We start from the raw sequence: 20,257 nt of genomic DNA, 5'->3' as shown, positions 1-20,257 counted from the left end.
CATGAGTAATCGCGATTATGCCAATAGAAGGCCGCAGTCGGGCGCTAAACCGCGCCCAATCCGCGCGACTCGCCCAACTCGAGCAAAGCCTTCACAATCTAAATCGGCGCCGCGTAAGAAGCTGCCGCTGACCTTGATAGGCTTTGTCATACTCGCTGTGGGTTGTTTCGTCTATTTCCTGTCAAGCATTAAAGATAATGCTAAGCAAGAAGTGAAGCCGATACCCGCTCCAGCCAAGAAAACGGAAGTACAAGTTAAGCCTCAAGAGACAGCAGTGCTTACTCCTAAGGTCAAAGAACCTGAACGCCAAGCGGTCGTTATCCCAGTAGAGACAACTGAAACTGCTGAGCTTATTGTTCCGCCAAAGAAGGATCCTAATGCTCTGCCACCACAACCAAAGGAAGAATGGACCTATCTCAACGAGCTTGAAAATAAGCATGTTGAGGTCGATATTCCCGATATTGTTGCGAGCAGAACACCGATGCAATATCAGTTGCAGTGTGCTTCTTTCCGCCAAGAATCACAGGCGAACGAGATGAAAGCCGTCATCGCTTTCCAAGGTTTAGAGGCGCAAGTGAGACAAGTCGAAGGTACAACCGGCGTATGGTACAAGGTTGCTTTAGGCCCCTTCGAGCGTAAACGTGATGCAGAGCGTAAACGTCATACACTGCAAAAAGCGGGAATTAATGGTTGCCAGATTCTGGCGATTCCTAAATAAGGCTTTAGCCTACTCCTGATAGACTATTAAGAATAAATAGCGGCCAGCGTTTTATCGCTCGTCGCTATTTTTTTGTCCGTATAACATGGCTCACTCATTGACTCTGCCCGCCCATAAAAAGTCAGTTTTAAACAACAACTCATTTCAAATTTGCTGATCTACTAAATTTATAACCCATTATTTGTAAACAACAAAATTCTTTATTAAGAAAGATTAATATGCAGTTTAATTGACCTAGATCAAACTTAGGCGTATCTCTTAATTAACAGCAAAACCGCTGTATCTGTGTCAAATCCAACCTCAGGGTGAAGTATTATGAATGCATTAATCGAGATAGAAGCCACCGAATTCAGCCAATTGTTCAAGAGTGGCGACATGCTGGGAATTAGGATGTTTATGGAACATGTGCGCATGCCACTGGATGTTCAAGACAAGATTTATGACGAAATTTCTGCGCTTCAGCAATTAGAACAAAACCAAATTGCCAAGCTCATTGAAACCCACGCCCATTCCCAAATTCATGAACGCCTAGCTTATTAGCCTTCCATTCAATGAAAAATTTAACTATGCCCAACTGCAGCTTCTGGCGGTTCATTCAACAGAAGCAGTCTAACCCACCCACTCTCCATCACACAGAATCAAATTTCAGCCAAAAAATAAGGCCAAACACCTGAGTATTTGACCTTAATGAACTAGCTAGTTTCAGATTTTAACCACAGCCTTAGCTCGGTTTTTCTTCCGTTAAGCCTATGCTATTCATCCAGTAATCGAAATCCACCATATTACCCGGCAATACGACTCGACTATTCTTCTGGCTTAAGCCATCGAGCTGTTTAAAGTATTGCTCACCGAGTTGCATCCGCAGGGCATTGTGACCACCCGGTGCGGCAATAACAGAGGCGAGACGTTCAATCGATTCTGCCGTCGCACGGGAAATGGTTAAAATTTCCTCAGCCTTACCTTCGGCTTCGTTAATCCGGCGCTGCATCTCACCTTCAGAACGGTTTACCGTTTCAGCTTTAACCCCTTCAGAACGGTTAATTTTACTCTGTTTGTCACCTTCACTCTTAGCCAATAATGCACGGCGCTCACGCTCGGCATTTACTTGCATTTCCATGGCATTTTTAACGGTTTCAGGTGGTGTAATATTTTTAATTTCATAACGATGCACGCGTATTCCCCACATGGCACCCGCTTGATCTAAGACTTGCACTACCTTGGCTGAAATCACATCACGCTCTTCAAACGTACGATCAAGATCAAGTGTCCCGATGACAGAGCGCGTCGTCGTTTGCGCCAACTGAATTGCTGCATAACGATAATCAGTAATACCATAGCTGGCCTTCACTGGGTCAGTCACAGAGATATAAATCACCCCATCCACTTCAACGTTTACTTCGTCGCTCGAGAAACATTCCTGCGGTGGTACGTCAATGGTTTCTTCTTTCAAATCATGAATAAAAGCCACTTTATCCACAAAGGGGATCAAGGTATGGAACCCTGCATCTAACGTACTGTGATACTTACCTAAACGCTCAACAATAAAAGCCGATTTAGTGGGTACTAGGCGGATCGATTGAAATAGTTTAATCACAAAAATGGCAAATATCAGGCCCCAAATCGCCATCACAATCAAATCTGTATCTACTGGAATATTCATTATCGCGCTCCTTTGCCAAGATTATTCTGGCCACTCATAGTCTGAGTGACTTGCTCCATGCCTTCGAAGAAACCTTCAAGTTTTGCCATTTCAGCGGGAACAACAGAGACTTGTGCATCATTGAGGATCTTGCCAACTTGAGCAATAAACTGTTCTTTTAATAGCATATTCATCGCATCTGTACCGCCATTGACGGCTAATGCTTGCGAGATCATTGCCATACCTTCGGATTTTGCTTTGGCTATGATAGCGATCTCCTGACCTGTACCTTTAGCTTCATTAATCCGTTTCTGTTTTTGACCTTCTGACAGGTTAATGGCCTCTTGGCGCTCACCTTCAGACATATTGATCATCGCGGCTTTTTCGGCATTCGCTAAGGTAATTTCGGCACGTTTACGACGCTCAGCTTCCATCTGCTTCTCAAGAGTGTGGATCACATGGCGTGAAGGCGTGATATTACGAATTTCATAGCGCAATACCTTGATTCCCCATGGCTCGGAAGCCTTATCTATTTCCCGCACGATTGATTCATTTAAGCTATCACGCTCAGAGAAAGTCTCACTCAAACTCAGCTTACCGATTTCAGATCGCATAGTGGTCTGGGCTAAATTCACCGCTGCTTTACGGTAGTTTTCAATACCATAACTCGCCAATTTGCCATCCATCACTTTTAGGTAGACCAAGCCGTCCACTTCAAGTTGAGTGTTATCTTTGGAGATACAACTCTGTGGCGGCACATCTAATACTTGCTCACGGGTATCGTGACGGTAGGAGACGCGATCGAAAAAAGGGATCAAAAAATGAAATCCAGGGCTTAATACTGCGCGGAATTTGCCAAGACGCTCAATGACATGCACTTCACGCATCGGCACAATTAACATCAACTTATAAAGAATAAAAAAGATAAATAAAATGACTAAGGTAAATACAAACATAGATTCCATCCTTTAGTTTTTGGAAGCTTCTATTGAAATAGGCTCAACGACTAGAGCGATATTTTCACGACAAATAATTCTGACTTCGGTACCCGCCTCGATAATGCTGCCATTGCCAAGCGCTGGCCATTCACTACCTTGAAACTCCACCCGCCCAGGTGTTTGCCCAGGACCTATGGTCTGCTTTACGCGAACAATTTGATTGTATAGTTCGATTGCTTCATCCGTGTTATCAACATGGGAATCACCACCAACGAGCCTCTGAGTGACTTGTCTGAAAGCCAATAACAACACAATGGCAGAGATAAACCACAGGGTCATGCTCTGCACGACACCTTCGACCAGTCCTATGCCTAACGCACCTGCCACGACTAAACAAGCCGCACCCAGCAACACTATTATGCCACCTGGCACCACTATTTCGGCGAGCATTAACACTAAACCAATCACTGCCCACACTAAAATCGGATTTGAAAACTCCATATTTCCCCCTGAAATGAGAGTGTCCTTTACTGCACTATAACAGCAGAGTTTCGGATAATCGACATAATATGTCAAAATTTACCCTATCAAAACGCACACTCAATCACCTATGACTTAATCCTCATTCTCCCATATCCGCCCACGAAAGCCGTTAGGTTGTTTTAAAATTAAGTATAATCAATTCAAAAAGATAGCCCCCCCCAATCCACAAGCGGCGCAATAACAATAAAAAACATTAAAAATCAATTATCTAAAAATAAAATTCCTCACTAATGATTATGTGATTTTGACAACAACATTCGATAAAAACTTTGAATAAATGTAAATTTTTGCATATATTGCCCCCACTTTTGAGCAAGTCCTTTGACGTACACTCGCGCTAGGTTTGAACTTACCCATCAAACCATGCCATAGGTCAGAGAACGGATTGAGTAAGACACGAATAAACTTCGACCTATACAACAGGAAATAACAATGAAAAAAACATGCCTATGCCTAGCACTAATGCTTTCTCCTCAAGCATTTGCGGGTGACTTAGTACAGTGGTGGGATTTCAGTGCAACAGCCCTCTATGGCGAAGACTACGATTTAGCGCCATCGGACAAACAAGCCACTATCACCTTGGAAACGGCTGGCGGCTGGAAATACGGTGATTGGTTTGCCTTCCAAGATTTTATCTATTTCAAAGGTAACGACACGGGCATGGAAAGCACTACCTATGGTGAAATTTCGCCACGTTTTAGTGCCAGTAAAATTCTTGGCGAAAAAATCGCCTTTGGCCCAATAACAGACTTGTCTTTAGCGTTAACCTATGAAGAAGGTGAAGGCCCAGTCCACAGCTTACTTTACGGTTTAGGGGTTGACGTAGCAGTACCATACTTCACTTATCTTAACTTTAATACCTATCGCCGCGATGGTATGAGCACTGGTAACAATAGTGACGGCTGGCAGTTCACTCCTGTATTTCGTATCGATATCCCTGTTGGATCTGCCAACATAGTACTCGATGGCTTTATCGACTGGGTATTTGCCACCGACGATAACGGCTACGAGGAAAACTTCCATTTCAACCCACAGCTAAAATACGATCTCGGTAAGAGCCTGTTCGGTGATCATCAAGCCAATAAATTATTGGTGGGTATCGAATACGATCTGTGGACCAATAAATACGGGGTGAAAGGCGTCGATCAAGACACTTACTCTGTGATTGCTCAATACCATTTCTAATCGGTATCGGCATAGTTTTAAAACAACAAAAAAGGTGCCATTGGCACCTTTTCTATTCTGAGCACTCACTTTGCAGGGGAGTGTTGCTTAGCTTACTAAAAATTAAGCTAACAATTTTTTCGCTGCTGCAACCACGATAGAAACCGCACTCACTTCAGTTTTCTTCATTGTGGCTTCATTAGGAATTTCTTGTTGGGTGCGGTTTACAATCACACCAGCAACGCAGGCTGCACGCCAACCTTGAGTGGCACACATAGTGAACAAAGTGGAAGACTCCATCTCATAGTTCAGTACGCCCATATCTTGCCATTCTTTCATTGAACCCGCGAAACGACGCGTTACACGGCCTGTGACAGTGTCATAACGCTCTTGGCCTGGGTAGAAAGTATCAGAAGAAGCTGTTACGCCAATGTGTGGCTCAACGCCAGCATCGCGACACGCTGCAACCATAGCAGTGGTACATTCAAAGTTTGCAACCGCTGGATATTCCATAGGTGCAAAATGTAAGCTCGCGCCATCTAAACGCACTGAAGCTTGAGTCACAATCACATCACCCACATTTACATGAGGTTGGATTGCGCCTGTAGTCCCTACACGTAGGAAGGTATTCACACCTAACTGTGCAAGTTCTTCTACTGCGATAGAAGTCGATGGACCACCGATACCGGTTGAACACACTACTACTGGCTTGCCATCGGCATACGCTAAATAGCTTGTATACTCGCGGTGGCTAGCAAGAAACGTCGCATTGTCCATTAGTTCGGCAATACGTTTTACACGCTCTGGATCACCAGGAACGATTGCTAAGGTTGCACCATCGAGCATCGCTTTGGTCAAACCTAAATGAAATACATCAGCCATTGTGAAAACCCCTTTCATTTTTGATAATTAAATTCTTATAAAATCGACTTTAACCTAGTATCGAAGCGGTGAAGGTTAACTTGATCACAGAATTATCGGCAAGAAGTAATTGTTTAGTCGTAATGAAATTACCAACTACACCAGCATCTGCTCACAAGATAGCAAATTTGCCCATATTTCGAATGTCAGTCTGATTTATACCAAACAAAGTGTGAACCAGATCCTGAACTCATGCCAGAGGCTGTGGCAACAAATACCTAAGATACTGATTTAAAATATATTAAAATAAATCATCCATTAGTATTAATCTAAGTGACCGCTAAAAGTGATCTAAGTCACGTTTAACGACTTGGTATAAGGTTAGGGTTAAGGCGTAACCTGAAGTGTAGTAAATGACGACAAGGAGAATGCCGATGTTTCCAGAGTACAGAGAATTAATTTCCACCCTGAAAACCCAAGATGCTCATTTTCAACGTAAGTTTAATGAGCATAATCAGTTAGACGAGGAAATCAAACAACTGGAAAAACGTGTCGCCAGTGATTTCAATCCCACTGTGAAAGAACTCAAAAGTAGAAAGTTACATTTAAAAGAGGAAATTTATCAGATCCTCAAATCCCACGAGTAATCCTACTATTACTCTAAAGACAAATAAGGGCGCCTAAGCGCCCTTATTGATGACATCACAATCGCTTACAGATAGTAATCCTTCAGCGGCGGGAAACCGTTAAAGCATACTGCTGAATACGTCGTCGTATAAGCCCCTGCGGTTAACCAATACATACGATCGCCAATGGCTAAGTCATTTGGTAAGCCATAGCTATAGTGCTCATACATGATATCTGCACTGTCACAGGTTGGGCCGGCAATCACGCATTTATCCAGCTCGCCTTGACGCTCAGTATAAATCGGGAACTTAATCGCCTCGTCCATCGTTTCAATCAAACCAGAGAATTTACCCACATCGGTAAACACCCAACGCTCTAAAGCCGTGTAAGATTTTTTGCTGATCAGCACCACTTCAGACACTAAAATCCCCGCGTTAGAGATCAACGAACGACCTGGTTCCAAAATAATTTGTGGTAAATCATCACCAAAATCTTCCTTCAGGAAGTGAGTGATTTGCTCGGCATACACACCCAATTGATTGGTTTTATCAATATAGTTAGCAGGGAAACCGCCACCCATGTTGATCATCTTCAGGGTGATATTGTGCTCATCACGCAGACGGTCAAAAATGCTTTTCACTTTACCAATAGCAGAATCCCAAGCACCTATGTCACGTTGCTGAGAACCCACATGGAAAGAAATACCAAAAGGCTCTAAGCCTAATTCCTGTGCCAATACTAATAGCTCATAGGCCATTTCGTTTTGGCAACCGAATTTCCGAGATAACGGCCAATCAGCAGTATCTGTACCTTCGGTCAGAATGCGCACATAAATACGTGAACCCGGCGCTTCTTCAGCGATCATTCGCAAATCGGCTTCTGAGTCAGATGCATACATACGCACGCCACGCTCATAAAATGCACGCACATCTTGACGCTTTTTAATGGTATTACCATAGCTGACTCGATCGGTTGTCACACCGACATTCATGACCATATCTAGCTCATAAATCGAGGCTATATCAAAGTTTGATCCTTTATCTTTTAGTAAAGATAAGATCTCGGCCGCGGGGTTTGCCTTAACTGCATAATAAACGTTGGCGTAAGGAAAACTATTAACCATGTCATCGTATTGTTTCGCTATGATACTGGTATCGATCACGACGAACGGGGTTGCTTTGTCTTTGGCAAACGCTTCAATACGCTTGAATGTGTCCATATCATAATAGTCAGCAACATCAATAGATTGAAATTGGCTCATTGGGCCAGAGTCTCCTTTGGGTCAGATAGATAACAGTAAGTGTGATGTATTAAAAACGTGCGCAGTAAACGATATTTTTTCGCTTTACGCAACGAATTTTTATGCTGAATTAATAACTTTTTATTCCCTAATTCTTTAAGGAACTGAACCATCAGAAAAAGGCGCTATAAAACAAATAATTATGCACACAAACCCTAAGGTAAATTTGTGTTCATTATCAGAATAAAAAGTGAATTTTTTACGACGTTATCGGAAGGGAGATGGATAGACTGGCTGGAGCCAAAATATCCATCTAAAAACAGTTATCTTGAAGTAACAGTCACACAGCAAAAAGAAGACTAATGGATGCCTTAAAATACGTCCGTTAAATCGAGTCGTTACTGCGGCTGATTGAGTTTTGCGAGGGCTTGGTTCAAGGCTTCACTGGAATCAAAATAGGCAATGTCCAAAATGTTACGCTGCTTGAGCAATATCATAGTGGCCATATCTTTGTTATCAGGTAATAAACGACTGATCTCACCATCCCTATCTAACCCAATCGCAAAAGGTAAATCTTGCATCTGTGGCACAGCCACAAATTTAGCGATCAAAGAAGGCATACCACTGATATCGGCAACATAAACTAAACCCGCTGGCATTTGAGTCGCGCTCAAGGGGGTAAGTGCATCCTTAATCACATCACCGCCTTTCATGCTGCGACTAAAGAGCAGCACTTGAGTCTCATCAGTCACATTAATGGTTTTATCATTTTGGTCGAGAAGTGAAATGGGATTAATCGCATCTCCGGCAACATAACTCGCAGCATACGCCCAGATTGGGGTTAACAGACAAGACAAACATAACAACAGCGTTTTCATAAACACTCGACTCCATTATTGGATAGGCGAACAGCATACCTGACTCCCCCTATCGACTCATTAAATCAACCACGATTACATGATACGCTTCACACATGAAGGGCGAAAAGTATTTGGTGAAATTTCTACGCTATAATCGCACAGTTAATTTTATTACAAGGATATCATAATGATAACACCTGGACTCGATCAAGAATTGCAGCAACTACAAGGCGTTTATCAACTCATCACCGAGTTTTTAGTCACCTACAGCTTTCAACTCGTAGGTGCTTTGCTGATCTTTTTGTTAGGTTTATGGGTAGCCAGTAAAGTATCACGCTTAGTCGCTAAGCAATTCGACAAACACAATATCGATATCACCCTAAGCAATTTTGTCAGCAATCTTATCCGCATTCTGATCATCGTCATGGTTGGGATTATCGCCCTCGGCAAAATCGGCATCAGTATTACCCCTATGGTTGCGGCAATTGGTGCCGCCTCCCTCGGTGCAGGTTTAGCCTTACAAGGTATGCTAGCGAACTATGCCGCAGGCGTGACTATTATCGTCACCCGCCCTTTTGTGGTAGGCAATACTATTGAAATTAAAGGGGAAAGCGGCGTTGTTAAACGTATCCACTTAGGCATGACCATACTGACCAATGAGGAAGGTGAGCAAATCAGCATTCCTAATAAACATATCGTCGGCGAAATCCTGCACAACTCCTTCAGCAATAAGCTAGTCGAAACCCAGTTCAATCTCAGTTACAACACAGATCCCGAACGAGCCATTAGTGTGATTACTGAGTTATTGAGCAATAATCCCTATGTTTATCAAGAGACCACACCTAATATTGGCATCAATGGTTTTAATGCTAATGGAATTGAAATGGGGGTTCGTTACTGGGTGCCCACACAAAGCTATTTTCAACATAAATATAAGGTGAACCTCGCTCTTTATAACGCCCTTAAGCAGGCAGGAATCGAGATTGCCTGCCCCATTAGGGAGATCCATCTGCAAGATAAATAACGCTAATGCCCATGGGATTGGTAGGCTTAGTCGATCAGCCTAGCCCAAATTGTAAACTTGCATTCTTGTAAAAATTTACGTTTACTATACTCCCAAATATCGATAGTGATGGACTACTATGTTGTTGATACTCATAATTATTGCTTTTATTGTACTGTTTATTTTTTTCGCTAAATATCAAAAAAAACAAGTGCAAGCTAAAGCACTTGCCGCAGGTGATCCTACTGCGCTACTCAATCATGGCTTAACACTGATTAACCAAGGCGAAGTCAACTCTGGCCTAGATTATATTCAGCAGGCAGTCGATAAAGGCTTAGCCGTTGCCGCCATTGCTATGGCAGAACTTTATTCCGGTCGATTCCCACAAGTTCCCGCCGATCCCAAGGCATCTAACGATTGGTATAAAAAAGCCGCCGAAATAGAGCCTCAATATTTACCCATGCTCACACTACCTAATTTGCTCTCTTCTGAGTCGCAAACACTCGATGAGTTAATCGCACAGGCAGAACAGCTCAAACCTAATGCCGAAGCGGGGCAAGCCGAGTTTCAATATGAGCTTGCTTACTTGTATCTAAGCCAGCCCTTTCTCGATCCCGATGCTAGCCAAGCAATTTACTGGTTCGAAAAAGCCGCCGCACAAGAAAACCAAAGAGCCTATTACCATTTAGCCACACTCTACTGGCATGATGAGCGCGTCACTTCGGACTATATCAAAGCACGGGAATACTTTGAGAAATCCGCCGCCGCTGGTGATGAATTAGCAAAAGATGATCTAGGACATATGCTTGCTGCTGGCCAAGGTGGACCTAAAGATTTAGCGCGTGCAGAGGCATTACTTAGCGAGCGCGCCGCAGACGATGATTTCCGCCAGTATTATCTTGGTAAACGTTTCCTCTACGGTGAAGATTTGGCTGTCGACTATGACAAGGCGCGCCATTGGTTAAGCCAATCTGTCGCTAGAGGTAATGACTTCGCTAAGATTGAATTTGCTCATATTTTACTGAAAGCGCCACAAAATGAGAGTGATTACCAACAGGCTAAAATTGACTTTGAAGAATTCGCACTTAAGTGGAATGAAGACGCACTGCTAGGCTTAGGCAAGATTTATGAGCAAGGTTTAGGCGTGAGTCGCCAACCGATTAAAGCGTTAATGTATTACCAGCTCGCGGCCATGAGCAATAGAGCCGATCATCTAAAAGAATTAGCCAGATTCAGTCAGCAACTAGGTACCTTAGAGATAAGAGAGGCTGAGCGTCTACGTGACAGTTTCTTGCATCAGCATCCAATCCCCGCTGAGCAACAACAATATTTTTATTTCTATAAGGCTGAATCATTTTTAAGTGATGAAAAAACCACTCAAGAGGCTCTACAAGCGGCAGAAGCTTGGTACGTCAAATCGGCAGAGCTAGGTCATGAAATTGCTATGCGGGAACTGGTCAATATTTACGGCGCAGAACAATTAAATAAACCTATACAAATGTTTATTTGGTCTAGTTTATTGCTACGTCATTTTGGTAAATACGGGATGAATAGCGCTCAACGACTCCATCAAAACACCGCAAAATCATGTTTAACAGAATCCGAACTTGCCTACGCCGAAACTCAAATTGAGGCCATTGAAACCCAATTAACGCCCTATCTTGAGTCGGATAGGTAAGTTTCCTAGCAGCGAATGAGTCCCAGAAAAGGTTTGGTCAGATTTAACAGGCCAAACCGTTTGGTTACAAAATAGAGTGAATTTTTAATTACTTAAAAAGCACAGTGGATGTATAAGCACTACAATCAATTATTGACCAAACCTGCGCAGCTAAACGACTCAAAAATAAAACCTAGTCGAATTAACTGTCCAGCCCGATAATTAAAACTGAGCATTTTAATAGGCAAGATGAATGAGGCTGATACTGATCATTGTCATTTCATGCTTATTTCTGTCCCAAGCAAGGGCAGAAACCTCTGCTGTTGTCTGGCAAGCACACTGCCGCGATAGGCATCCTGTTATTTATGTCGAAAATGGTGAGTGCAAAGGCCCAGGTGCAGCTGTCATCAATGAAGTCATCGCCCGCCTAGGTCACAAGATAAATTGGAGTAATGTGCCTTGGGCACGCACAATTAAAGTGGCAGAAATGGGACAAGTCGACCTAATCCCTGTCCATTCGATGACGCCAGAGCGCAACGATTTTCTAGACCCTATGCTACTGGGATACGACAAGCGCTACGTCTATTACTTTGCCCTTGCGAATAGACAACTTGAAGTCAAACATTTCGATGAACTAAAACCTCATATCATTGGCGCACTTAGAGGCGCTTTTTACTGTCCGCAGTTCAATGACAATCAAAACCAACTAAAAGTGTCTTTTGTTAATGATAACGGTCAGTTAATCAATATGTTGAAGGCTGGACGTATCGATTTAGCCATCACCTCCGAACAGCATGAGATGCAATTTTTTGCCAAAGATCCCCAACTCAAACAGATGGCGTACGTAGATATCAGCAAAAATGGCCGCTATTTCAGTATTCCGCTCATGTCGCCGCAGCATCAATATGCCAAGCAAGTTCACCAGATAGTCGACGACATGCGTACCTCAGGTGAAATTACTCAACTATTTAAATCCTACGGCGTCGAGCCTCCACTTAATCTCACTGAATCGCCCTTAGCGACTCACTAATCTGAATGCTGATAACCCAAAACTAACTTGGAATTAATTCGGTCGAGCGGCTAAATGCCGTAACAAGGTCGCCAATGTTGGCGCAACTGCCTGATGGGAGGGATAACACAAACCAATACGACGGAACATTCTCGGACCATCAAATTTCACTTGCTTGAGCCTAGGCTCATCTTCAATCAAACCATCGGGTAAAAAACTCACGCCAAATCCGGCTAACACTAGCGACATCACTAGAGATTTTGACTCAGCCTTAGCGACCAAATTAAGCGACATATTGCTGCACGCCAATAAACCTATCGTTTGCTGATGGGCTTCACAGGGTGGGCACTCAATAAAGTCAAAGCCATTGAGCTGCTCGGGGCGTAGGCTATCTACTTGGGCGAGGGTATGATCCTTGGGGACGCAGAGCACATAATCCTCCTCCCACAGCGGAAAAAATACTTCATCTTCATGGCGCAAGCTGTCGATGCTTAAACGGCAATCTGCAGGGCTTTGATAGTCCACCAGTTCAAGATCTAACTTATCAATGGCTTGATTCACCTGTTGTAAAAATCCTGCCAAACGCCGCTGGCTTAAGTCTGGCATCACAGCCAAACGTAGCTTTTGCCGGCTTGCCTTCGCCATAAACAAGCCTGGTAACTTACTCGCCTCCTCGACTAATTTAACCGCCAAAGGGTATAGATAGTGCGCGCTGTCCAAAGGTTTAACGCCTTTTTTGCTGCGCTCAAATAACTGACCACCAAGCTCTTCTTCGAGTTGCTTTAACCCAGCAGACAGTGAAGGCTGGCTCACAAAGCAACGGTTAGCTGCCGAGGTAATATTGTTCTCTTCAAAAATTGCGATAAAGAAACGCAGCAAACGCAAATCGACCATTTAATCTTCTCCGACAACCGACGAGTTCAGCACAAATTTCAACAATAGTGCCATAGTCTGAGCCTATCATATCCAGCTGGAATAAGTATTTTTCGACTGAAAATCCCCAGCCTATACTGGTTAACAGGTTCAAGACGCCGAACAACAGTTTGTTTACGGCTTACATTGGCTCCAATTAATAGGAAATACTAATGAATCAAGTTACTAAATCACTGGTTGTCATCACGGGCGCTTCATCGGGTATTGGCGCCGCTATGGCCAAAAGCTTTAGCGCTGCAGGCCACCCGCTGCTATTACTGGCACGCCGAGTTGAAGCAATGCAAGCGCTTGAATTACCAAACAGCCTTTCTATCAGCGTCGATGTCACCGACGGCGCAGCTATTAAAACCGCCATAACCCAAGCAGAAGCACAATTTGGCCCGGTCGGCTGTCTTATCAATAACGCGGGAATCATGCTACTAGGCCAAATCGATGTGCAAGATCCCAAGGAATGGAGCCGCATGCTCAATATCAATGTGATGGGCGTGCTTAATGGTATTCATGCGGTATTAGCCGGCATGAAAGCTCGCAAAACTGGCACTATCATTAATGTCAGCTCAGTGGCGGGGCGTAAAACCTTTCCAAACCACGCCGCTTACTGCGCTACTAAATTTGCCGTGCACGCCTTAACAGAAAACATTCGTGAAGAAGTCGCCATGGATGACGTACGCCTTATCACTATCGCCCCTGGCGCAGTAGAAACCGAGTTGTTGAGCCATACCACCAGCGATGACATTAAAGCGGGTTACCATGACTGGAAAGAAGAAATGGGCGGCGTTATCTCCCCTGAAAACGTCGCCGCTGCTGCGCTGTTTGCATGGCAACAACCGCAAAATGTGTGCGTACGCGAAATCGTTCTAGCACCAACGCGCCAGCAACCTTAACACGCAACATTACACAATAAAGAATATCAACCACGGCACTGACCGCCAGTGTTGTGGTTGAATCATGACTCACAAATGAGCTTGAGTTAACAATTAACCCAATGCAGCCGCAATAGATATAGGTGCAGACAATTAGACTCAGCCATTCTTCGACCTTGCCCCAGTTTGTCTCATTGAGTGACTCAATACGGTAGTTTGACTCTGTTTACCCCCAAAATCATCTGATTTTTATGGCATTTATTTTGCGTAGTCATAGCGTGTTCAATTACGGCAATCAGTATGACCTCGGGCAAAATTTCCCAAACAGTATCCAATCCTTCATTCAACCGTTTACTCGGTGAAACCAGTGGCGCTTTTGCCGACTTAGGCACTTTTTTACCTTTAGTACTAGGGTTAATTGCCCTCAATCAATTTTCGCCCCAAGGGATATTTTTGGGGTTTGGTCTATTCGCTATTCTCAGCGCGCTGTTTTACCGTCGCCCGATTCCGGTACAACCGATGAAAGTCATCGCTGCACTGGTGATCGCTCAGGGCTTAACCCCAGGCATGTTGCAGGCAAGCGCCATGTTAATGGGCATTATCCTGTTAATTCTCGCCTTTAGCGGCGCCATCACTTGGTTAGCCAAACAGTTATCACAAGCTGTGAGTGTTGGCATTCAACTCGCCATAGGTCTGCAACTGATGTGGATGGGCACTAAGATGATGAGTGAATTTTGGCTGGTTGGCGTGGGGGCATTTGTACTGTTATTTATCAGTAAATTTTTGCCGCTGCGCTACCTTGCCATGCCCTTAGTCATAGCAGCGGGGATGATTTGGCAAGCAAGTACACAAACTAATTTAGCCACTAACTTTGATATTCAAGCAATGACAGCGCCATTTCAATTAGCGTGGCCGACATCAGTTGAATGGACCTCTGCCGCCGTTTTGTTGGTTTTGCCACAACTGGCATTAACCTTAACCAATGCGGTCATTGCCACGTCTGTAATGGCACAGGAGAAATTCCCTGAAGATGCCGCCAAACTCACGCCCAAAAACTTCGCCATTAGCTCAGGTCTTGCCAACTTATTGCTCGCGCCCTTTGGTGCCTCGGCCATGTGCCACGGTGCGGGCGGACTTGCGGTGCAATACCATTTTGGCGCCCGCACTTATCTGGCGCCGTTAATTTTTGGCAGTACGTGCTTAATGATAGCCCTGTGCTGGGGTACTAATATCGCTTGGCTATTAAGCCTTATTCCTATGGCAATCCTCGGCAGTTTACTGACCACTGCGGGGCTACAACTGGCGTGGTCGAAACGCTTAATCGATGGTAAGCCCTTCTGTATCTTTGTGATTTTATCAACCGCGGTGACTTGCCTCGCCATCAACGCCGCTGCGGGACTTGCCGTGGGGATAATTCTGGAGCAAGGTCGCCGCACTTGGGCCATGTTGGCCATGCGTTAATCACTTTCGACTCGCAGTAATAAGGGTTCCCAAAAACAAAAAGCGCGTTAAACAACGCGCTTTTTGTTAACCATTCAAACCTCTTCCAACACAGCTACAGCAGGCTAAAATGCTCTTGCAGGATTGGTCGGTGTGTCCTTTTGCGCCAGCGCCCATTTAGCAATGGCATCTTTACGCATAAAGCCTACGTTAGTGTGACCTTTAGCGTACTGAATAAACTTATCTAAAGCGGTCACAAGTCCAGGAGCGCCACCAATACGGTCGTGCACACTGATCGACATCATCCGTCGCTGTGTCGAACCTTCTTGATAGAGCATATCGAACTCATCCTTTAGTTCCTGCAAAAAGGCCGCGGCCGTCATGGCAGTGTTGCCACCAAAACGTCCGATATCATTGTTACGTAAAGTGTAAGGCACAACCGCAAAAGGCTTATTTCCTACTGGGATAATTGAAGGTTCGTCCCGCGATAGGTCATCGATGTGATAAATAAAACCTAAGTCCTGCAAAATATTGAGGGTTTGAGTACTATGGCGCATCCAAAAGGCATTAAAACCTAAGGGGCGCTGACCAGTGATCCTTTGCAGCGTCTCAATACTCGCCACATAGGAGGCGCGTTCCTCTGCTGGCGACATGCTGTACTGTGGCGTCCACGTTTGTCCGTGGCCCGAAATCTCATGCCCCTCATCTGCAACTTGTTTGGCAAGTTGAGGATGTAGCTCAGCGGCGCGCCCAACCATGTGAGAAGTCACCTTGATATTGTGCTTACGCCACAAGCGCAGCAGCCTTGGAATGCCTTCGTTCATACCGTAGTCGTACCAAGTCGGGGTGATGGTATCTGGATAGCCCTTTTCCATCGGCGGAAACGGCCCTTCGGCATTTTTATCTTGAGCACCTGCTTCAAACTGCATTGAGATTGAAATCACTAACTGCTCACCACTTGGCCAAAATATTTTGTTCATCCCACTGCCACCTGAACTTTTGGAGTCATTTTCTAAGGTATCTAATGATGGTAAACCAATAGCAAGCGCCGTTTGGCTTAGGCCGAACCCAGCAGCGATGGCGCCACCTGCCATTAAAAATCGTCGACGTTGATTCATGATTGAGTCCCTGCAGCTAATTGAGAAAATAGCGTTTGATAATCTTCGAGGTGCCAGTTATCTGTGATGAAACCATCCCGTACTCGATACATGTCAACAGCACGAAAATCGATTTTCTGCCCTTGGCCTTTTTGCTCACCAAAGACACCAGTAAAGCGGCCATTAAAACGCAGACGTACCACTGCACGATCGCCAACGACTAGCAAATGCTCAACTGAAACAGAGAGATCGGGGACCGCTGCCCTAAATGCCTTTGAGGCTTCGAGTGGACCCGTGATTCCCTGTGCGCGGCCAGCGGGCAGAGTACGGTCGATAAAACCAGTCGCCAATGCGCCGTGGGCAAAACTTGCATCGCCCGTGTGCCAAAAACTGGCATATAACAAAGCGGCGCGGGCGATAGCTTGTGCCTGCGGTGATTGATCAGAAATCGTTTCCATTGCCGCCACTTTTGGCACTAATGCCGCTCGCACTTTAGCACTATCCTGTGTTGTTGCCCCTTGAGCGGCTAACGCATCCATGCTCAGACTTGCTAAGCTAAAACCCACAATAGCGATACCTATAAAGCCTGAAAACCATAGACTTAAACTAAGCCAAGCGGGTAAGCGCTGAACATACAAAGTGTTAACCCGATCCATTATGCCACCTCATCGTCAGCGGATCGGATGACGGCTCTCAATGCTTCGTTGTGTGTAGGATAATCGGTATAACCCGCTGCACTACCGCCAAACAAGGGCCCTTTGTCGAATGCAGATAAAGGCAATTGATGCATTAAACGGTAAGGCAAATCAGGATTTGCAATAAAAGGTCGACCGAAGGCAACTAAGTCCGCATAACCGTTATCAATCACTTCATTGGCACGCGCCACATCATAGCGACCCGCAACAATAATGCTGCCCTTAAAGACTTTACGCAGCTCGACTCTAAAGGACTCTGGCACCTGCGGCGCATCATCCCAATCAGCCTCTGAAAGATGTAAATATGCCACGCCCAATGCCGATAAATGCTTAGCCGCTAACAGAATAGTGTCTACAATTTCAGGACACGCCATATCTTTAAACGTCACGTAAGGGGCGAGGCGAACCCCGACTTTATTGGCACCAATTTTCGCACTCACGGCTTGGACAATTTCGAGTAAAAAACGAATGCGATTTTCCTGAGAACCGCCGTAGGCATCAGTTCTGTGGTTTGAATTGGTGCGTAAAAACTGGTCAATCAGATAACCATTGCCGCCGTGAATTTCGATGCCATCAAAACCCGCCGCAACCGCATTCACACCCGCCTGTGCAAAATCGGCCACAACACGGTCGATATCCGCTTGCACCATAGCCCTAGGTTCTGGGCAATCCACCATTTGCCCTTCAGGATGCGCTTCATCCACAATCCATACTTTAGTGCCAACGGGCGCAATGGCCGATGGCGCAATCGGGGCATTACCCTGCTGAAAAATCGGGTGCGATACACGGCCAACATGCCAAATTTGATTGAAGATTTTACCACCAGCCTGATGCACTGCCGCTGTGACTTTTTTCCAGCCCTCAATTTGCTCAGCGGTATACACGCCCGGCGTAAATGAATAACCTTGGCTGTCATCGGAGATTTGTGTCGCTTCTGTGATGATTAACCCCGCCGAGGCGCGCTGGGCATAATATTGCGCCATCAGATCATTCGGAATATTGCCTGGCTGCGTAGTACGCGCCCGAGTCATAGGGGCCATCACAATGCGATTGTTTAATGCCAGTGACGCTAATTTGTAAGACATGAATAGACTCATACACACTCCGAACCAGAAATTAAGATGAAACATCAGTGGTGCAATTGTGCATTAGTTAATCTATATTGATAATCAGGCTATTATTAAAATCATTTTCAAAAATAATTTGATATGTATCATTTAAACGATCTGCAATTAGCGCTGCGTATCGCAGCCTTAGAGAGTCTCTCGGCAGCCAGTAAAGAAATAGGCATGACGCCGGCAGCGGCAAGTGCCGCGCTGCAAAGATTAGAGAAAAAGCTAGGATGTCAGCTATTTGCTCGCTCGACGCGGCGCTTACAGCTCACAGAAGAAGGGCGGATTTTTCTCGATTCTGCGAAACCCGCACTGGCGATTCTCGAAACCGCTAGCGCCAATTTAGCCGAACACAGGGGTGAGCTTAAGGGCGAAGTACGCCTCGCCTTACCTTCGGATATTGGTCGCAGCCAGATCCGTGCTTGGCTCGATGAATTGATGGACAGCGCCCCAGAACTGACAGTGCAGCTGTATTTTGGCGATCATATGACAGACTTAATCGACCAAAATATCCATTTGGCTTTGCGCTATGGCCAGCTTGACGACTCAAACCTTAAAAGGCGTCAGCTCGCCATGACCCCAAGGGTACTGGTCGCCTCACCCGCTTATCTGGCACAACACGGCACACCAAGCACGCTAAATGAACTTAGCCAACACGCAGTACTGATCTTAAATCGCGGCGGTGAGCCGTGGCAGAAATGGAAGTTAAGTCATAACGGCGCGCCCGTTGAAATCGAAGTCAGGGGCCAACGTTTTTGTAACGATGGCGCAGTGATCCGCGACTGGGCACTCTCAGGTCGTGGAATTGCCTATAAGAGTTGGCTCGATGTGGCGCAAGATGTGACCGAAGGCAGACTTCACTTAGTGCTAGCCGATAAAATAGCCCCACCGATCCCACTGCAATTGGTATACCTACAAACCGATTATCCCAGCCATAAGGTCCGTCGCACCATAGAGTTTTTAGTAGAAAAGCTTGGTCAGTTCGCCCAAAACTATCCACTGCCCTAAATTGCAAACGTCCAAAGTATCCTAATAGAAAACCACGATAAACAAGTGGTCATGTGAAGAAAATAACCACCATCAAGTCGTTGCTAGATGATAGAAAACTAAAAGTAAATATGCCTTATAGGTTTAATGTCGTTGAGATGATGTAGTACCTGTGTCAACCAAAATGTAAGGCCCGAATACTCGAAATCAACGTCACTAATAATGCAAACGTAATGATAAAGCTAAAACGATATCAAGCAATTACCACCAAAGTTGTATAAAAACCACTACCCTGTCAAAACAAATTCCTATAGCATCATTCACACCAATTAACATCGTCGTAGTAGCCAAGTCGAACAAGTGATTTATGTCTCGCAAACAACGCTACACATTAATACTCAGACGTTAAGTGAAAGCATTAATTCGAATATGGATAAGAAAGCGAAGAAAATATTATTCTCCACCTACTGGAAAAATGGATGGATAGACTCAAAAGATAGACTCTTATCTGATGGAGATTTTGAGTACGCAAAGTCACAAGGATTGATGTTTGATCCGATTTCGATTTCTCATGATGACTGCATAGATACCATTGCAAAAGTAGTAAAAACAATATCCGGAGGTAAGCGTCCATTTTAGGACGTATTGACGCCTTATAGATTTCGGCCAAGCATCCTGGCTAGATGTCTTTCATGATCTGCACCAGTCCTGGTGGGATTTTCCACTGGCGGTTATCATCGCTGACCACCATCACTGATTTCTTGTTGATTTTGATAACCACCCCGAACACTTGGCCTTCTTTGGCCTTGAAGTGGACTTTTTGGCCTAAACGTAGCTGGCTTAGAACATTGATGTCGTTTTGCAAACGTAA

At 44.9% G+C, this 20,257-nt stretch carries 22 protein-coding genes; 11 read left to right on the top strand and 11 right to left on the bottom strand.

All coding sequences use genetic code 11. The features are described 5' to 3' along the window. The first annotated feature begins 1 nt into the window (after position 1). A complete protein-coding gene (locus L5M11_RS18585) occupies positions 2-718 on the top strand; it encodes an SPOR domain-containing protein (protein WP_168825699.1) in 717 nt (238 codons plus the stop codon). A gap of 315 nt (positions 719-1,033) precedes the next feature. Continuing rightward, positions 1,034-1,258: a hypothetical protein gene (locus L5M11_RS18580; RefSeq protein ID WP_006083282.1), complete on the top strand. Its 225-nt coding sequence runs from the start codon at positions 1,034-1,036 to the stop codon at positions 1,256-1,258. Between the two features lie 181 nt (positions 1,259-1,439). Here the strand turns inward: L5M11_RS18580 and L5M11_RS18575 are convergent, their stop codons facing one another. The 3 genes from L5M11_RS18575 to L5M11_RS18565 are packed head-to-tail and all read right to left on the bottom strand — an operon-like array spanning position 1,440 to position 3,796. After that, positions 1,440-2,378 carry an SPFH domain-containing protein gene (locus L5M11_RS18575; protein ID WP_181800857.1) on the bottom strand — a complete coding sequence of 313 codons (939 nt, stop codon included), beginning with the start codon at positions 2,376-2,378 and terminating at the stop codon, positions 1,440-1,442. Next, positions 2,378-3,313 carry an SPFH domain-containing protein gene (locus L5M11_RS18570; protein WP_105251260.1) on the bottom strand — a complete coding sequence of 312 codons (936 nt, stop codon included), beginning with the start codon at positions 3,311-3,313 and terminating at the stop codon, positions 2,378-2,380. Before L5M11_RS18570 ends, L5M11_RS18575 begins: the two co-directional genes overlap by 1 nt. A gap of 12 nt (positions 3,314-3,325) precedes the next feature. Beyond that, positions 3,326-3,796 (bottom strand): NfeD family protein, encoded by a 471-nt coding sequence (locus L5M11_RS18565; RefSeq protein ID WP_263192939.1) that lies wholly within the window; start codon positions 3,794-3,796, stop codon positions 3,326-3,328. Between the two features lie 474 nt (positions 3,797-4,270). Between L5M11_RS18565 and L5M11_RS18560 the strand changes: the two genes are divergently transcribed. Continuing rightward, on the top strand, positions 4,271-5,023 hold the full coding sequence (locus tag L5M11_RS18560) for an outer membrane protein OmpK (protein WP_028759442.1): 753 nt from the start codon (positions 4,271-4,273) through the stop codon (positions 5,021-5,023). 102 nt (positions 5,024-5,125) lie between these two features. Here L5M11_RS18560 and udp read toward each other — a convergent pair whose 3' ends face one another. Beyond that, a complete protein-coding gene (udp, locus tag L5M11_RS18555) occupies positions 5,126-5,884 on the bottom strand; it encodes a uridine phosphorylase (RefSeq protein ID WP_105251257.1) in 759 nt (252 codons plus the stop codon). 413 nt (positions 5,885-6,297) lie between these two features. Between udp and L5M11_RS18550 the strand changes: the two genes are divergently transcribed. Beyond that, positions 6,298-6,510, top strand: coding sequence for a YdcH family protein (locus L5M11_RS18550; protein ID WP_006083288.1), 213 nt, complete (start codon positions 6,298-6,300; stop codon positions 6,508-6,510). A gap of 65 nt (positions 6,511-6,575) precedes the next feature. On the opposite strand, the gene L5M11_RS18545 is transcribed toward L5M11_RS18550, so the two are convergent. Beyond that, the gene (locus L5M11_RS18545) at positions 6,576-7,751 is read right to left on the bottom strand and encodes a type III PLP-dependent enzyme (protein WP_105251256.1); all 1,176 of its coding nucleotides are present in this window, start codon (positions 7,749-7,751) and stop codon (positions 6,576-6,578) included. Positions 7,752-8,128: 377 nt separating this feature from the next. Continuing rightward, positions 8,129-8,608: a hypothetical protein gene (locus L5M11_RS18540; protein ID WP_219250687.1), complete on the bottom strand. Its 480-nt coding sequence runs from the start codon at positions 8,606-8,608 to the stop codon at positions 8,129-8,131. Between the two features lie 169 nt (positions 8,609-8,777). Between L5M11_RS18540 and L5M11_RS18535 the strand changes: the two genes are divergently transcribed. The 3 genes from L5M11_RS18535 (at position 8,778) to L5M11_RS18525 (ending at position 12,280) form a co-directional block, all read left to right on the top strand. Further along, entirely contained in the window at positions 8,778-9,614 is an 837-nt protein-coding gene (locus tag L5M11_RS18535) for a mechanosensitive ion channel family protein (protein WP_131523458.1), read from the top strand. Positions 9,615-9,732: 118 nt separating this feature from the next. Beyond that, positions 9,733-11,271 carry a tetratricopeptide repeat protein gene (locus L5M11_RS18530; RefSeq protein WP_263192937.1) on the top strand — a complete coding sequence of 513 codons (1,539 nt, stop codon included), beginning with the start codon at positions 9,733-9,735 and terminating at the stop codon, positions 11,269-11,271. A gap of 232 nt (positions 11,272-11,503) precedes the next feature. Beyond that, entirely contained in the window at positions 11,504-12,280 is a 777-nt protein-coding gene (locus L5M11_RS18525; RefSeq protein ID WP_263192935.1) for a substrate-binding periplasmic protein, read from the top strand. A gap of 33 nt (positions 12,281-12,313) precedes the next feature. Here L5M11_RS18525 and L5M11_RS18520 read toward each other — a convergent pair whose 3' ends face one another. Beyond that, complete coding sequence (locus L5M11_RS18520; RefSeq protein WP_173496440.1) at positions 12,314-13,153, bottom strand: LysR family transcriptional regulator; 840 nt, start codon at positions 13,151-13,153, stop codon at positions 12,314-12,316. 191 nt (positions 13,154-13,344) lie between these two features. Between L5M11_RS18520 and L5M11_RS18515 the strand changes: the two genes are divergently transcribed. After that, positions 13,345-14,076 (top strand): SDR family oxidoreductase, encoded by a 732-nt coding sequence (locus L5M11_RS18515; RefSeq protein ID WP_263192933.1) that lies wholly within the window; start codon positions 13,345-13,347, stop codon positions 14,074-14,076. 279 nt (positions 14,077-14,355) lie between these two features. Further along, positions 14,356-15,516 (top strand): putative sulfate/molybdate transporter, encoded by a 1,161-nt coding sequence (locus L5M11_RS18510; protein ID WP_263167648.1) that lies wholly within the window; start codon positions 14,356-14,358, stop codon positions 15,514-15,516. Between the two features lie 104 nt (positions 15,517-15,620). Here the strand turns inward: L5M11_RS18510 and L5M11_RS18505 are convergent, their stop codons facing one another. From L5M11_RS18505 to L5M11_RS18495, 3 genes are read right to left on the bottom strand one after another with little or no spacing between them, the layout of a single operon-like run. After that, on the bottom strand, positions 15,621-16,613 hold the full coding sequence (locus tag L5M11_RS18505; RefSeq protein WP_263192931.1) for a polysaccharide deacetylase family protein: 993 nt from the start codon (positions 16,611-16,613) through the stop codon (positions 15,621-15,623). Beyond that, positions 16,610-17,248: an ester cyclase gene (locus L5M11_RS18500; RefSeq protein ID WP_198573044.1), complete on the bottom strand. Its 639-nt coding sequence runs from the start codon at positions 17,246-17,248 to the stop codon at positions 16,610-16,612. The genes L5M11_RS18505 and L5M11_RS18500 overlap by 4 nt, the downstream gene beginning before the upstream one ends. Then, the gene (locus L5M11_RS18495; protein WP_263172956.1) at positions 17,248-18,384 is read right to left on the bottom strand and encodes an alkene reductase; all 1,137 of its coding nucleotides are present in this window, start codon (positions 18,382-18,384) and stop codon (positions 17,248-17,250) included. The genes L5M11_RS18500 and L5M11_RS18495 overlap by 1 nt, the downstream gene beginning before the upstream one ends. 111 nt (positions 18,385-18,495) lie before the next feature. Between L5M11_RS18495 and L5M11_RS18490 the strand changes: the two genes are divergently transcribed. Together L5M11_RS18490 and L5M11_RS18485 are read left to right on the top strand one after the other, a co-directional pair. Beyond that, the gene (locus tag L5M11_RS18490) at positions 18,496-19,407 is read left to right on the top strand and encodes a LysR family transcriptional regulator (protein ID WP_263192930.1); all 912 of its coding nucleotides are present in this window, start codon (positions 18,496-18,498) and stop codon (positions 19,405-19,407) included. Between the two features lie 408 nt (positions 19,408-19,815). Continuing rightward, positions 19,816-20,025, top strand: coding sequence for a hypothetical protein (locus L5M11_RS18485; protein WP_263192928.1), 210 nt, complete (start codon positions 19,816-19,818; stop codon positions 20,023-20,025). A gap of 40 nt (positions 20,026-20,065) precedes the next feature. Here the strand turns inward: L5M11_RS18485 and L5M11_RS18480 are convergent. Then, the coding region (locus L5M11_RS18480; protein WP_263192926.1) for a transposase at positions 20,066-20,257 on the bottom strand (192 nt) is incomplete at its 5' end.

Origin of the sequence: Shewanella sp. SM87, assembly GCF_025653705.1 — a bacterium.
GTDB classification, from domain to species: Bacteria; Pseudomonadota; Gammaproteobacteria; order Enterobacterales; family Shewanellaceae; genus Shewanella; species Shewanella oncorhynchi.
Note: the sequence above shows the minus strand (reverse complement) of the source record. Positions and strands in the feature narration are given on the sequence as shown.